Raw genomic sequence first — 13,526 nt, 5'->3', positions numbered from 1 at the left:
TATTCTCTTTTTCGATCAAAAATCAGCAATATTCGATGTGCTGCCGGAGGCGGGATGTCCAAAAATAAATCACTGCTTGTGCATATTCATTGAACTTATTAATGCTGCCTGGCTCTGTAATATGGCGAACAAATTTTCGTGAAGTTGATCGCAAATTTAAACGCTGTTAGGGTAAAAAAGGCGAGTTCGTAAATTCATCAGGTTTATTCGTAGCTCTATTTATTGATTCATTTACGCCAGAGCAGGCGTCAACAGGTTCGGTTGTACTAATTGTCAGCAGACAGTGCAGGCAAACCTGCTACGCTTGAAAAGAGGAGCACAGCAATTGGCCGCTCCCAACGCACGACGCAAACGGTATTGCCGTTTGGCGGAGATCCGTGCGCTCACGGCGAAGCTTTAGAGGAAAAATATGCTTAAAAGGAAAAAAGTAAAGCCAATCACTCTGCGGGATGTGACCATCATTGACGATGGCAAGCTGAAAAAAGCAATCACCGCAGCGTCGCTGGGTAATGCGATGGAGTGGTTCGATTTCGGCGTGTACGGTTTCGTGGCGTACGCCTTAGGTAAAGTCTTCTTCCCCGATGCCGATCCCAGCGTGCAGATGATTGCCGCGCTCGGGACATTCTCCGTTCCGTTCCTGATTCGTCCGATAGGCGGGCTGTTCTTTGGCATGCTCGGCGATAAGTACGGTCGACAAAAGATTCTGGCGATAACCATCGTTATCATGTCGATAAGTACCTTCTGTATTGGTCTTATTCCGTCGTACGCGTCGATTGGTATCTGGGCACCGATTCTGCTGCTGCTGTGTAAGATGGCACAGGGCTTCTCGGTGGGCGGAGAGTACACCGGCGCCTCGATCTTCGTTGCCGAATACTCGCCTGACCGTAAGCGCGGCTTTATGGGCAGCTGGCTGGACTTCGGTTCCATTGCCGGGTTTGTCCTCGGCGCGGGCGTGGTGGTGCTGATTTCAAGCATAGTTGGCGAGGAAAACTTCCTCAGCTGGGGCTGGCGCCTGCCGTTCTTCCTCGCGCTGCCGTTAGGGCTTATCGGCCTTTATCTGCGCCATGCTCTGGAAGAGACTCCGGCATTCCAGCAGCACGTTGAAACCCTGGAGCAGGGCGACCGCGAAGGGCTGCAGGAAGGTCCGAAGGTCTCGTTCAAAGAGATTGCAACCAAACACTGGCGTAGCCTGCTGACCTGTATCGGTCTGGTGATTTCCACCAACGTGACCTACTACATGCTGCTGACCTATATGCCGAGCTACCTGTCGCATAACCTGCACTACTCGGAAGATCACGGGGTGCTGATTATCATCGCGATTATGGTCGGGATGCTGTTTGTGCAGCCGATTATCGGGATGCTCAGCGACCGCTTCGGCCGTCGTCCGTTTATCCTGATTGGTAGCGTGGCCCTGTTCGTGCTGTCGATTCCGGCCTTTATCATGATTAACAGCAACGTTATCGGCCTGATTTTCGGCGGTCTGCTGCTGCTGGCGGTGGTGCTTAACTGCTTTATCGGGGTTATGGCGTCTTCGCTGCCGGCGATGTTCCCGACCCATATCCGCTTCAGCGCGCTGGCCAGCGCCTTTAACATCTCGGTGCTGGTTGCCGGTCTGACGCCAACCCTGGCGGCCTGGCTGGTGGAAACCACGCAGAACCTGATGATGCCGGCCTACTATCTGATGGTGATTGCGGTGATTGGCCTGATGACCGGCCTGACGATGAAGGAGACGGCGAACCGTCCGCTGAAAGGGGCGACGCCTGCGGCTTCGGATATTCAGGAAGCGAAAGAGATCCTCGGCGAGCACTACGATAACATCGAAAACAAAATCGAAGATATCGATCAGGAAATTGCCGATTTGCAGGAAAAACGTTCCCGTCTGGTGGATCAGCACCCGCGAATTAACGACTGATTAATTCGCCAGGAATGTGAAAAATGCCGCCGCGGGACTCCCCCGGCGGCATTTTTTATGGCCGCTTAGGCCTCATTCGGCGGCAGACTTTGCCGGCGCTGCTGGCTGAGCCGGCGGTACTGCTGCGGCGGCATGCCGACGTACTTGCTAAAGGTGCTGTAGAAGCGACTGCTGGAACGAAAGCCGGCGGTCAGGGCGATATCAAGGATAGTTTTATCGGTATCGCTCAGCAGGGCTCGGACGTGGTTAATGCGCATGGCGGTGATGTACTGCTTCATGGTCTGCTGCATCACCCGTTGAAAAATGCCCATCGCGTAGTTGGGGTTGAGCTTAACGTGTTCGGCAACCGCATCGACGGTCAGCGCCCGATCGTAGTGCGCGGCGATAAATTCGAGCATCTGGCTGACGTAAAACTGCGCGTGCCGCGAGACGCTGTGCTTGTGCGTGCGCGAGGTTTTGTTGACCAGAATCGGCTGCCAGCCTGAGAGGCTAAAGCGCTTGAGCATTAGGGCGATCTCTTCGATCGCCAGCTGGCGGATCTGCTCGTTGTCGCTGGCGAGCTCCTGCTGCCAGCGCTGGACTTCAAAGACGCTGAGCTGCTGCGCCGCGAGAGATTTAATGACCATGCCGTGGGTCACGTTGTTGATAAGCTCCCGGTCCAGCGGCCAGGACAAAAACAGATGCATCGGCAGGTTAAAGATGGCCATCTGCCGGCAGTTGCCGGGACGGGTGAGCCGATGCGGCGTACAGGCCCAGAACAGGCTGATGTAGCCCTGCCTGATGCTCACCACCTCGTTGTTAATCAGATACTCCACGTCGCCGTCGAAGGGGACGTTAACCTCTACCTGACCGTGCCAGTGGCTGGTGGTCATGGCGTGCGGGGTGCGCAGCTCGATATCCATGCGCTGATACTCCGAATAGAGCGCCAGCGGGCTGCGGGTATTTTTCTCGTCGCTGCTGCTCATATGCGGGTCGGGAGGCTGCGGCGTAAGGTTTTTTTCCATAGGGCTTCGGATTCCTGAATCGTCATAGCTGCTGTTTTTTGCACCGATATGCCGCTATCTTAGCGGATTAAACCGCCCGTTTTCTCTTCTTTTCCGCCATCTTGTTCCCGAAAGCTCAGATTTTGTGGCGGGTAACGGTCGATCTGAGTTTCCGGGAATGCTCTGCCGGGAAGAGGGCAGCGCGCGGCGCATCCGGCGTGCCACTCTGCGGGTGTCTAATGACTTTACGGAGAGAGCACTATGTCTGCCCCAAAAATTACCTTTATCGGCGCTGGCTCAACGGTTTTCGTTAAAAATATTCTCGGCGACGTTTTTCAACGCCCGGCGCTGAGATCGGCCCATATCGCACTGATGGATATCGACGCCAACCGGCTGGAAGAGTCGCATATCGTGGTGCAAAAGCTAATGGACTCGGTCGGCGCTCACGGAGAAATTAGCTGCCATCGCGACCAGAAAGCCGCGCTGATGGACGCCGATTTTGTGGTGGTCGCTTTCCAGATCGGCGGCTACCAGCCGTGTACGGTAACCGATTTTGAGGTCTGCAAGCTGCACGGGCTGGAGCAGACCATCGCCGATACGCTCGGGCCGGGCGGGATCATGCGGGCGCTACGGACGATTCCGCACCTGTGGCGCATCTGTGACGATATGACCGAGGTCTGCCCGAACGCGACGATGCTGAACTACGTCAACCCGATGGCGATGAACAGCTGGGCGATGTACGCGCGCTATCCGCATATCAAGCAGGTCGGCCTGTGCCATTCCGTGCAGGGAACGGCGGAAGAGCTGGCGCACGACCTCGACCTTGACCCGGCGGATCTGCGCTACCGCTGCGCCGGGATTAACCACATGGCGTTCTACCTGTCGCTGGAGAAAAAGACGGGGGACGGCAGCTACGTCAGCATCTATCCGGATATGCTACAAGCCTTTGCCGAAGGGCGCGCGCCGAAGCACCGTGAGAACTCGCGCTGCCAGAATATTGTTCGCTATGAGATGTTCAAAAAGCTGGGCTACTTCGTGACGGAATCGTCGGAGCACTTCGCGGAATATACCCCGTGGTTTATCAAGCCGGGGCGTGAAGACCTGATCGCCCGCTACCAGGTGCCGCTGGATGAGTATCCGAAGCGCTGCGTGGAGCAGGTGGCGAACTGGCATAAAGAGCTGGAGACGTATAAAACCAGCGATCGCATCGACATTAAGCCCTCGCGGGAATACGCCAGCACGATTATGAACGCGATCTGGACCGGCGAGCCGAGTGTGGTGTACGGCAACGTGCGCAACGACGGGCTGATCGACAACCTGCCGCAGGGGTGCTGCGTGGAGGTCGCCTGCCTGGTGGACGCCAACGGTATTCAGCCCACCAAAGTTGGCAAGCTGCCCGCGCACCTGGCGGCGCTGATGCAGACCAACATCAACGTCCAGACCCTGCTGACCGAGGCGATCCTCAGCGAAAACCGCGATTACGTCTATTACGCGACGATGATGGATCCGCACACTGCGGCGGTGCTGGGGATCGAGGAGATCTATGCGCTGGTAGACGATTTGATCGCCAGCCACGGCGAGTGGCTGCCGGCCTGGCTGCAGCGTTAATACTTTCTCCGCCGTCGGGCCGCCCGGCCCGACGATATCCGCCGCGATATCATTTTCCTCGACCTCTGCCCCGACATCCTGAACGCGCCGCGGCATCATAAAAGATGCCGCGGCGCGCTATGGCCGACGCCACAGCTGATGATAAAACCCGCGGATTTTGCGTGAGCGTAGGCGAAAATTAGATGATTTAGCGCGGGTTTTTCCTTCATTTTTCGACAAAAAGCGTAAGAAAGTTATCTCTGATAATTATCTATTTGTTCTCTAATTATTCTCTTCTTTAAGTCTTTGATTTTTATTTTATCTTATTTGTCTCTTTAATTTCTCGGAATTGTCTCTTTTTTGCGCTATTGCGCGGTCGATTTACGCTTGCTACTCTTTTGTGGTCTTATTTTTTCTCTTATTTGTCGCAGAGACGGAGCGATACGATGCGCATTTTTATCGATGATGGTTCAACCAATATCAAAATGCTGTGGGAACAAGATGGTGAAACATTGACCCATATCAGCCCGAACAGCTTCAAGCGTGGATGGTCTGCCACCTTCGGTACCGGGAAGCCCTATAACTACACCGTGGATGAGGAGAAGTACTCCTTCGATCTGATTACGCCGGATGCGTTACCGACCAACAATATCGAATGGCAGTACAGCCCGCTGAACTCCATCGCCGTGCATCACGCTCTGCTGACCAGCGGAATTGAGCCGCAGGATGTGGAGATCGTGGTGACGCTGCCGCTGACCGAGTTTTACGACGAAGATGCCCAGTACCGCCTCGACAATATCGAACGCAAGAAAAAGAGCCTCCGCCGCGCGGTCAAACTGAACAAAGGCGAAGTGTTCAATATCACCAAAGTCACCGTGCGCCCGGAGTCTATCCCGGCCGGTATCAGCCTGTGCGATGAGCTTAAACCGTCACACTCCGTGCTGATTGTCGACCTGGGCGGTACCACGCTGGATATCTCCATGGTGGCCGGTCAGATGACCTCGGTTTCGCGCATTTTTGGCGACCCGAAGCTGGGCGTGTCGCTGGTGACCGATGCCGTGAAGCTGGCGCTGGCCAGAGCGAATACCGATACCTCCAGCTACAACGTCGATCAGATCATTATTAACCGCGATGACAATGCCTATTTAGCCGACAACATCAACGATCCGGATGCGGTCTCCGATGTGAAAAAGGTGATTGCCGGAAGCATCGAGCGGCTCACCACGCGCGTGCTGACGACCATTGATAGCTTTAAGGGCTATTCTCACGTGATTGTGATTGGCGGCGGTGCGCCGCTGGTGGCGGACGCCATCCGTGCGCGGGTTGGCCTGCGTGACGATCGCTTTGTGGTTGCTGATGAACCGCAGTTTGCGCTGGTTCGCGGTCTGAAAATCATAGGCTAAGGAGCGGGTATGACTCTGGAACGCAGAAAAGTTCTGATTTACCTGCGCCCGGATATCAGCGCCAGCGAGCGCTTTGCCGATGCCAAAATTGAGGCTCACCATCGTGGCGATCGCGGCGAAATGTCGCGTACTGCCTTGCTGGCCGGCCTCGCGCTGGGGGAAATTGACGGCCGCTTGCCGTCAATGCTGGCGGCTTTACTGGCGGAAGATACCCGGCCGGAGATGTTGCGTACGATGCTGGCATCATTTCTGGAAATTCAGCCCGCAGCCGCGGTCTCTGCGCCGAGCGTTGCGCCTGCAGCACCGGCACCGGTGGCTGAAGAGGTGAAGGAGACGGAGAGCATTTCCGCCCGTAATCTTGCCGGCTCGCTGCCGGATTAGGCGCCCGCTTTCCCGGATAGCGGCTTAACGCCTTAGCCGGGCGACGAGAAGAAGTTCATTTCGACGCCCGGCTCAGCGTAGCGTAGGCCGGGGAGGCCGGGAATTGGCGGATCAGCTGTGGGTCAGAAAGCGCGCCAGCTGCTGGTGCAGCAGCCGGTTTTCGCGGGTCAGGCGCGCGTTCTCATCCAGTAGCGTCAGCGCCACGGCGATGCCGGGCCAGTCGAGCTCCAGCTCGCGGCGCAGGCGCACCGCGCGGTGCATTATCGTTACCGCGCTGTCATCGAACAGCCAGACCTCGGTTTGCGGCTGGCGCGGTTCAATCATCCCCAGACCGACAATTTCGCTAAGCTCGTCTTCAGAAATGCCGGTATGCAGACAAAACTCGGTGATTGAGAACGTCACTGTCATCTTAGCCATTATGCTTTCCCCCATGTTTTACGCGGCTCAAAGCTCGCCTCTGCTTCCGCGAGCTGCTGCCAGAGCGCGCTGGCTTTTTCATTTGGTTTCGGCGGCATAACGATTTTTATCACCGCAAACAGGTCGCCGGTGGCGGTTTTGCTCGCCAGCCCTTTGCCTTTGATCCTCAGGCGTTGCCCCGGCTGGCTGCCCGGGGGGATCGTCAGCAGGATGCTCTCTTTGAGGGTGGGAACCGTCACCTTTGTGCCCAGCGCGGCTTCCCACGGGGCCAGCGGCAGGACGATTTCCAGGTTATGGCCCACGATATCGAACAGAGGATGCGGGGCCAGATGGATAACCAGCCACAGGTCGCCATTCGGGCCACCGTTCTCGCCCGGCGTACCCTGGCCCTTCAGGCGGATGCGCTGGCCGTCGCTGACGCCGGCGGGGATTTTTACGTTCAGCGTTTTAGGCGTCTCGCTCTCGACCATGCCGAAAATGTTATACATCGGCAGCCTGTAGCTGATGGTTCGGGTCTGCTCGGCGAGCGTCTCTTCGAGGAACATCGCGACTTCGATTTCTACATCGTGGCCGCGTGCGGCCTGCTGGCGCCGGGCGTGGTGTGCCTGCTGGCCAAACATCGATGAGAAGATGTCGTCGAAGTCCTGCTGGCTGTAGTTCTGCTCGTGAGGGGCCTGCTGTTGGCCAAAGTGCGGGTCGTTGCGGTGCTGCCAGAGCTCGTCGTACTCGGCACGGCGCTGCTCATCTTTCAGCACCTCCCAGGCTTCGGCAAGATCTTTAAACTGGGCTTCAGCATCGCTCTCTTTGCTGACGTCGGGGTGATATTTACGAGCCAGGCGACGGTAGGCGGTCTTAATGGTTTTGAGATCGTCCGTTGGCTTAACCCCTAAAATGGCATAATAATCCTTTAATTCCATATCGTTATCTCATCTTTACAGAATGGGGTGGTAACAACTTTCCCATTAAGCTTAGGGCAAATGAGCCGGCGCGTGAGAGGAATGTGCCTGAAACTTGACGCCGTCGGGATCGACGGCGAAAGAGGGGGCGGCGGGCGACCCGCCGGCCTGAATTTTACGCTAGCTTCGGCGCAGCCCTTCCGCCAGCACCAGCCCGGCGCCAACGGCCCCGGCGATCGTCGGGAGCGCGTCCGGCGCCGCGGGGAACAGGCGAATAATGGTCGGATCGGTGACCAGCATGGCGCCGGCAATCCAGCCGATTAACGCGCCGCCCAGCAGGACAGCGGACGGAAAACGATTCAGTATCGCCAGCACCAGCTTACTGCCCGCGACGATGATCGGAATGCTGATCAGCACCCCCAGCGCCACCAGCAGCAGGTGGCCTTTGCCGGCGGCGGCCACGGCCAGGACGTTATCGAGGGACATAATGACGTCCGCCACCGTGATGGTGACGGCGGTGCGCCACAGGCTGCCGGAACTGCTGACCTCTTCGTTCTCCTCCTGATTGGCGACCAGCTTGATGCCAATCCACAGCAGCAGCACCGCGCCGACTATTTTTAGCCAGGGTAAGGAGAGCAGATAGATGGCCAAGGCCAGCAGCAGCACGCGGGCCACGATGGCGCCAAAGGTGCCGATAACGATCGCTTTGGTGCGCAGGTGCGGCGGCAGCTTGCGGCAGGCCATGGCAATCACCACCGCGTTATCGCCGCCAAGCAGCAGGTCGATAGCGATGATTTGCAGCAAAATGACGGTAAAATCCCACTGAATAACTAGCTCGTTCATACCTGACTCATCTTACGCGAAGAGATAAATGCCGGGACCATCTGTTTTGCCCGGCGGACTCATTTTAGGGAAGTAGATGCTATCAGAGGGATCGGCATATGTATTGGTTTGCTGAACTGTGGGAGAGCCGCTGGAAAAAGAGTTTATCGGATCGCTATCAGGCTAAATCGGGGTTGTTAAATAGCGCTAATTCATATATATGTTATATGAATTAGCGACGTTTGCGCTGCACTATTTTTAGCAATCCTGGCTCCAGGAATATGATATGAATCAAGAAATTAATTCAGCTGTTGAAGTTAAAACAGCCACCTTCCAGCCGCTCTATCTGCAGATCAAGAATCTGCTGATGGAGCGAATTGCGTCCGGCGAATGGCCTCCAGGCACCTATATTCCCAGCGAGGCTAGCCTGAGTTCAGCCTATAATGTCAGTATTGGCACCTTGCGTAAGGCGCTCAACGAGCTGGTCACCGATAATGTTGTTATCCGTTATCAGGGAAAGGGCACCGTTGTTTCTTCTCATGATGCGGATAGCACACTGTTTCGCTTTTTTAACATTACCGCGCTCGATGGCGAGCGAATGATGCCCGTCTCACGCGTGCTGGCGCGCCATTTACGCGTAGCTTCCCGAGAAGAGGCGGCGGCGCTGGATATTGCGCAGGGCTGTAAGGTTCTGCATATCTGGCGCGTGCGTGAGCTGGGGGGCGTCCCGGTGATCCTGGAGCATATCTCTCTGGATGCCGCCACTTTTCCCGGTCTGGAGAGAGAGCCGGAAACGCTGCCCAATACGCTGTATCAGCTCTATCAGAATAAATTCTCCTGCACCATCGTTAAGGCTAGCGAGTCTATTCAGGCGGTAAATGCGGGCGAAGATGAGGTGCTCCATCTGGAGGCTCTCGAAGGCGAGGCGCTGCTGCGTATATCCCGCGTGGCACGGGATCTGCAGAACAAGCCGGTTGAATTCCGCGTGTCAACTATCCTCACCCGCAATCACACCTACATTAACCAGCTTTGAGAGGGCGCTTCGCTAATTGGCGGAGTGATTCTCTCCGTGTCCTGCCAGGGGAATCGCATTCTTCGGGCCAGCGTTCCGCGTTCTGCCGTCGCGTGGAGGAGTGGCGTTGCCCGCCTGCGCACAGGCGGGAGAAGAGATAAGTTGTCAGGCGCTTTCGAAGATTCTGGTCAGCACGAATTCGCGATGGCCGAGGGCTTCGGCCGCTGTCAATCGGCCGTTGGCGGTACGTAGCAGCGATTCGAGAAGCGCCTCGCCAGCGCCATCAAGGTTCATTTCCCGTCTGAGGATCGCGGAAACATCGACATCGATATGCTCCGACATGGTGCGTACCGTGCGCGGGTTCGCGCATATCTTGATAACAGGTAATATCGGATTACCGATAACGTTGCCCTGACCGGTAGGGAAGAAGTGTGCGACGTAGCCGCCAGCGGCGCAGAGCGTAACCATTTCCGCCGCTGCTGAGGAGGAGTCCATAAACCAAAGGCCCGGTCCGGTCGGCGTTTCGGCTTTATCCAGCACGCCGTTTACCTGACATTTTTTGCCGATTTTTTGAATGTTGCCCAACGCTTTCTCTTCAATGGTGGTCAGCCCGCCTTCAATATTGCCCTTTGTTGGCTGAGATTCTGATAGATCGCTGGTTTTCCACCGATCGATCATGGCGCTGTAGCGATCGAACATGAACTGGAACTTTTGCCGGACGTCGGCATTGGCGCAGCGCGCCGCCACCAGATGCTCTCCGCCGGTCAGTTCTGAGGTTTCCCCAAACAGCAGCGTATTGCCATTTTCATACAGGCGATCGAAGAGATTACCGACTGCAGGGTTGGCGCCGCAGCCGGACGTCGTATCGGATTCACCGCACTTGGTCGAAACCCAAAGTTCGCTGATATCACACTCTTCTCTTTGGATTTCAGAGGCATATTGGGTGAATTCACGTGCTTTTCTCGAGGCGGTGCAGATCGTGTTGTGATCGCCGTTCTGCTCAATCCAGAATCCTGCAACGGGTTTACCGGTTGCCTTAATGCCATCGACGACACGCTGGGTCCAGCCGGGTTCGATACCAATCACGATCACCGCTGCGACGTTCGGGTTGCAGCCCGTGCCGATCAGCGTTCTGAAGTGGAGCTCTAGATCTTCCCCAAACTGTAGTCGGCCGTAGGGATGCGGCAGAGCGATCGTTCCCTTGATGTTATTGGCAACGGCCTCGGCTGCAGCATTGGAGATATCGTCAACGGGCAGAATGATGACATGGTTGCGGATCCCAACCCGGCCATTCTCACGACGGTAGCCGGCAAACTTGCGTCCTTTGATTTCCATCATTACCACCTTTTAGTTTTAACGTTGTGAACGTGAAGATGTTCGCCTTGCTGAATAGGCTGGATGACGCGACCGATGTCCTGTCCGTACTTAATGACCGTATCGTTAACGTCGAGGCAACGGATCGCCAGCTTATGGCCGATTGGAATGGCATCCTTCACGGCAAACTCGATCGTTTTGTTCTGATCCATGATCCATCCAGTCAGGATCTGACCGGCCTCAACCCCCTCAATAACAACGACACCGACGGAATCACCGTCGTCATGAACAACAAACTCAATACTCATTACTGCCTCCTTCGCTGAACGATTATCGAACTCATGTATATGACATATATCATATGAATTTAGGCTGTGAATGATTTTTAGCAACAGTGTGAGGATTGTGCGAGAGAGATCACGAAAAAACGCGGAAAGGATTCTAAATTGCCAGACATTTTTAATATCACCTAAATAGATGATTATTATTACTTTAATAGGTAGTTTCTTCCAGGTGGCGATAAAATGTGACCCGCTCTGCAGTTATTCTCTCGCGCAGCGATCGGGATCACTTTTTTCACTGAAGTGTTTTGCGGATTAACTTTTATCTCTCTATAGATTTTAACTAGTCATGTACATGACATATGAATAGGCACAATAAAAACGCTGTTAATCCTCCCTCTACAGTCTGGAGATAAATATGTCGGTAACCTGGTTAAAAAAAGCGAGTAAAAATCCACAATCAAACACGCTGGAAGCGAGAGAGGTGGTAGAAGAGATGCTCACCACCATAAAGACTGAGGGCGAAGCCGCGGTGCGCCGCTATGCCAGCAAGCTGGATAGCTGGAGCGGTGACATTATTCTGACACCGGAGAAAATTGCGGCGCAGATTCGCGAGGTGCCGGCGGATATCCGTAAGGATATTGATTATGCCATTGACCAGGTATACGCCTTTGCCTGTGCGCAACGCGAATCACTGCATGATATGGAGGTGACTTTGCCATCCGGGCTGGTCGCCGGGCAGAAAGTGCTGCCGGTCACCACGGTCGGCTGTTACGCCCCGGCAGGTCGTTATGCGCATATCGCCTCGGCTTATATGGGCGTGGCAACGGCAAAAGCTGCAGGAGTGAAAAATGTCATTGCCTGCTCGGGGCCCCGGCAGGGCCAGGCTATCCATCCGTGCGTACTTTATGCATTTCATCGGGCTGGCGCCGATACGGTAATGACCCTCGGTGGTGTGCAGGCGATTGCTTCTATGGCCTGGGGCCTGTTTACCGATAAACCTGCCGATGTGGTGGTTGGGCCGGGAAATAAATTTGTGGCGGAAGCTAAGCGAACCCTGTTTGGCGAAGTGGGGATTGACGTTTTTGCCGGGCCTTCAGAAGTGGCGGTCATTGCTGATGAAACCGCGGATATACGCATTGTCGCCAGCGATCTGGTTGGTCAGGCTGAACATGGACACGAGTCCCCCGCGTGGCTGTTTACCACTTCGCGCGCGCTAGCCGAAGCGGCGCTCGTTGAGGTGCCAAAACTGATTGACCTCCTTCCTTCCACCGCGCGGGATGCGGCGAGCTGTGCGTGGCGTGATTATGGCGAAGTGATTCTTTGTGATAGCCGCGAGGAGATTGTTGAGGTATCGGATCGGTACGCCTCTGAGCACCTTGAGGTTCATGCTAAAGACCTGATCTGGTGGCTCGATTCTCTTAGCTGCTACGGCTCTCTGTTCCTTGGCGAAGAGACGACGGTGGCGTTTGGGGATAAATGCAGCGGCCCAAACCATGTTTTGCCCACCAAAGGCGCAGCCCGCTACTCGGGAGGCCTCTCGGTACATAAATTCCTCAAAACGCTGACCTGGCAGCGTATGTCACGTGAAGCGGTACCTCAAATAGGCGCAACGACCGCGCGTATTTCCCGTCTTGAAGGTATGGAGGCCCACGCCCGTACCGCGGAGGTTAGGCTGGAAAAATACTTCCCGAATGATGCTTTTGCGCTCGGCACGCCCGTGACCCGTTAAGGAGGGATTATGCATTTAGCCTCACTTTTTTCTCTGGAGGGTAAAACTGCCCTCATTACCGGCGGCGGTAGCGGGATTGGTGCCGCGATGGCCGAAGCGCTGTCTGGCGCTGGCGCAGCCGTTATCCTCGCTTCACGTCGGGAAGCGCAGCTGTCCAGTGTCGCGCAGCGTTTATCTCAGCAGGGAGGCCATGTCCGCTATCTTTGTGTCGATGTAACTTGCCAGCAAAGCCGTATCTCGCTGGCGGCAGCGTGTCGCGAAGTCGATATTTTGGTTAATGCGGCCGGCGTTAATTTGCGCCAGCCGTTTGAGGAGGTCAGCGAAGCCGACTGGGATCTGCAGCTGGCGCTACATCTCAAGGCACCTTTTTTTCTCACTCAGGCTCTGGCGCCGGAAATGGCCAGGCGCGGCTGGGGGCGGATTATCAATATCGCCTCGCTGCAATCATGGCGGGCTTTCGATAATAGCGCGCCATATGGTGCCGGTAAGGGCGGGATTGTTCAGCTAACGCGGGCTATCGCCCAGCGCTGGGGGCGTGAAGGCATTACCTGTAATGCGATTGGTCCCGGTTTTTTCCCAACCGAGCTCACGGGTCCTGTATTTGCCGATGACGCGCTCAGAGAGCGTCATGCTGCACGGACCTGTATTGGGCGTAATGGGGAACTGCATGACCTGTACGGCGTTACGCTTTTTCTGGCCAGCCAGGCCAGCGCCTATATTACCGGTCAAACCCTTATGGTTGATGGCGGCTACAGCGCCATTTAACCACCATTTTAACAGCGCAGA

Annotated in this window: 13 protein-coding genes; 7 read left to right on the top strand and 6 right to left on the bottom strand. The window is 55.7% G+C overall.

The features are described from left to right. Window positions 1-409: 409 nt before the first annotated feature. Window positions 410-1,912, top strand: a complete 1,503-nt coding sequence (proP, locus tag GVK32_RS09550) for a glycine betaine/L-proline transporter ProP (RefSeq protein ID WP_159867686.1) — start codon at window positions 410-412, stop codon at window positions 1,910-1,912. 65 nt (window positions 1,913-1,977) lie between these two features. On the opposite strand, the gene melR is transcribed toward proP, so the two are convergent. Further along, window positions 1,978-2,916: a transcriptional regulator MelR gene (gene melR / locus GVK32_RS09545; RefSeq protein WP_159867683.1), complete on the bottom strand. Its 939-nt coding sequence runs from the start codon at window positions 2,914-2,916 to the stop codon at window positions 1,978-1,980. A gap of 240 nt (window positions 2,917-3,156) precedes the next feature. On the opposite strand from melR, the gene GVK32_RS09540 reads away from it, so the two are divergent. The 3 genes from GVK32_RS09540 to GVK32_RS09530 all read left to right on the top strand — a co-directional run bounded on the left by GVK32_RS09540 (window position 3,157) and on the right by GVK32_RS09530 (window position 6,266). Next, on the top strand, window positions 3,157-4,503 hold the full coding sequence (locus tag GVK32_RS09540; protein WP_159867681.1) for an alpha-glucosidase/alpha-galactosidase: 1,347 nt from the start codon (window positions 3,157-3,159) through the stop codon (window positions 4,501-4,503). 425 nt (window positions 4,504-4,928) lie between these two features. Further along, window positions 4,929-5,885: a plasmid segregation protein ParM domain-containing protein gene (parM, locus tag GVK32_RS09535; RefSeq protein WP_123709949.1), complete on the top strand. Its 957-nt coding sequence runs from the start codon at window positions 4,929-4,931 to the stop codon at window positions 5,883-5,885. Window positions 5,886-5,894: 9 nt separating this feature from the next. After that, entirely contained in the window at window positions 5,895-6,266 is a 372-nt protein-coding gene (locus GVK32_RS09530) for a plasmid partitioning/stability family protein (protein ID WP_159867679.1), read from the top strand. 111 nt (window positions 6,267-6,377) lie between these two features. Here the strand turns inward: GVK32_RS09530 and cbpM are convergent, their stop codons facing one another. The 3 genes from cbpM to GVK32_RS09515 all read right to left on the bottom strand — a co-directional run bounded on the left by cbpM (window position 6,378) and on the right by GVK32_RS09515 (window position 8,422). Continuing rightward, window positions 6,378-6,683: a chaperone modulator CbpM gene (gene cbpM / locus GVK32_RS09525; protein ID WP_041143674.1), complete on the bottom strand. Its 306-nt coding sequence runs from the start codon at window positions 6,681-6,683 to the stop codon at window positions 6,378-6,380. Beyond that, on the bottom strand, window positions 6,683-7,600 hold the full coding sequence (cbpA, locus tag GVK32_RS09520) for a curved DNA-binding protein (RefSeq protein WP_159867677.1): 918 nt from the start codon (window positions 7,598-7,600) through the stop codon (window positions 6,683-6,685). The genes cbpM and cbpA overlap by 1 nt, the downstream gene beginning before the upstream one ends. A 159-nt stretch (window positions 7,601-7,759) precedes the next feature. Then, entirely contained in the window at window positions 7,760-8,422 is a 663-nt protein-coding gene (locus GVK32_RS09515; protein ID WP_159867675.1) for a TerC family protein, read from the bottom strand. A gap of 265 nt (window positions 8,423-8,687) precedes the next feature. Here GVK32_RS09515 and GVK32_RS09510 point away from each other — a divergent pair, with 265 nt between their 5' ends. Further along, window positions 8,688-9,434, top strand: a complete 747-nt coding sequence (locus GVK32_RS09510; protein ID WP_159867673.1) for a GntR family transcriptional regulator — start codon at window positions 8,688-8,690, stop codon at window positions 9,432-9,434. A 144-nt stretch (window positions 9,435-9,578) separates the two neighbouring features. Here GVK32_RS09510 and GVK32_RS09505 read toward each other — a convergent pair whose 3' ends face one another. After that, the gene (locus GVK32_RS09505) at window positions 9,579-10,748 is read right to left on the bottom strand and encodes a UxaA family hydrolase (RefSeq protein WP_123709944.1); all 1,170 of its coding nucleotides are present in this window, start codon (window positions 10,746-10,748) and stop codon (window positions 9,579-9,581) included. 2 nt (window positions 10,749-10,750) lie between these two features. Continuing rightward, window positions 10,751-11,035 carry an SAF domain-containing protein gene (locus GVK32_RS09500; RefSeq protein ID WP_159867671.1) on the bottom strand — a complete coding sequence of 95 codons (285 nt, stop codon included), beginning with the start codon at window positions 11,033-11,035 and terminating at the stop codon, window positions 10,751-10,753. A 391-nt stretch (window positions 11,036-11,426) separates the two neighbouring features. Here GVK32_RS09500 and hisD point away from each other — a divergent pair, with 391 nt between their 5' ends. Both hisD and GVK32_RS09490 read left to right on the top strand, forming a co-directional pair. Further along, window positions 11,427-12,740 carry a histidinol dehydrogenase gene (gene hisD, locus GVK32_RS09495; RefSeq protein ID WP_159867669.1) on the top strand — a complete coding sequence of 438 codons (1,314 nt, stop codon included), beginning with the start codon at window positions 11,427-11,429 and terminating at the stop codon, window positions 12,738-12,740. A gap of 9 nt (window positions 12,741-12,749) precedes the next feature. Then, window positions 12,750-13,505 (top strand): SDR family NAD(P)-dependent oxidoreductase, encoded by a 756-nt coding sequence (locus GVK32_RS09490; protein WP_159867667.1) that lies wholly within the window; start codon window positions 12,750-12,752, stop codon window positions 13,503-13,505. Window positions 13,506-13,526: the final 21 nt, after the last annotated feature.

This window comes from Klebsiella sp. 18074 (assembly GCF_902705905.1).
GTDB classification, from domain to species: domain Bacteria; phylum Pseudomonadota; class Gammaproteobacteria; order Enterobacterales; family Enterobacteriaceae; genus Klebsiella; species Klebsiella terrigena.
The sequence above is the reverse complement of the archived record's forward strand: the minus strand, read 5'-3'. Positions and strand labels throughout refer to the sequence as shown.

What these genes read in the sequence shown, in the direction of transcription:
- proP (WP_159867686.1), top strand. Translation starts at nt 410, where the DNA reads ATGCTTAAAAGGAAAAAAGTAAAGCCAATCACTCTGCGGGATGTGACC.
- melR (WP_159867683.1), bottom strand. Translation starts at nt 2,916, where the DNA reads ATGGAAAAAAACCTTACGCCGCAGCCTCCCGACCCGCATATGAGCAGC.
- GVK32_RS09540 (WP_159867681.1), top strand. Translation starts at nt 3,157, where the DNA reads ATGTCTGCCCCAAAAATTACCTTTATCGGCGCTGGCTCAACGGTTTTC.
- parM (WP_123709949.1), top strand. Translation starts at nt 4,929, where the DNA reads ATGCGCATTTTTATCGATGATGGTTCAACCAATATCAAAATGCTGTGG.
- GVK32_RS09530 (WP_159867679.1), top strand. Translation starts at nt 5,895, where the DNA reads ATGACTCTGGAACGCAGAAAAGTTCTGATTTACCTGCGCCCGGATATC.
- cbpM (WP_041143674.1), bottom strand. Translation starts at nt 6,683, where the DNA reads ATGGCTAAGATGACAGTGACGTTCTCAATCACCGAGTTTTGTCTGCAT.
- cbpA (WP_159867677.1), bottom strand. Translation starts at nt 7,600, where the DNA reads ATGGAATTAAAGGATTATTATGCCATTTTAGGGGTTAAGCCAACGGAC.
- GVK32_RS09515 (WP_159867675.1), bottom strand. Translation starts at nt 8,422, where the DNA reads ATGAACGAGCTAGTTATTCAGTGGGATTTTACCGTCATTTTGCTGCAA.
- GVK32_RS09510 (WP_159867673.1), top strand. Translation starts at nt 8,688, where the DNA reads ATGAATCAAGAAATTAATTCAGCTGTTGAAGTTAAAACAGCCACCTTC.
- GVK32_RS09505 (WP_123709944.1), bottom strand. Translation starts at nt 10,748, where the DNA reads ATGGAAATCAAAGGACGCAAGTTTGCCGGCTACCGTCGTGAGAATGGC.
- GVK32_RS09500 (WP_159867671.1), bottom strand. Translation starts at nt 11,035, where the DNA reads ATGAGTATTGAGTTTGTTGTTCATGACGACGGTGATTCCGTCGGTGTC.
- hisD (WP_159867669.1), top strand. Translation starts at nt 11,427, where the DNA reads ATGTCGGTAACCTGGTTAAAAAAAGCGAGTAAAAATCCACAATCAAAC.
- GVK32_RS09490 (WP_159867667.1), top strand. Translation starts at nt 12,750, where the DNA reads ATGCATTTAGCCTCACTTTTTTCTCTGGAGGGTAAAACTGCCCTCATT.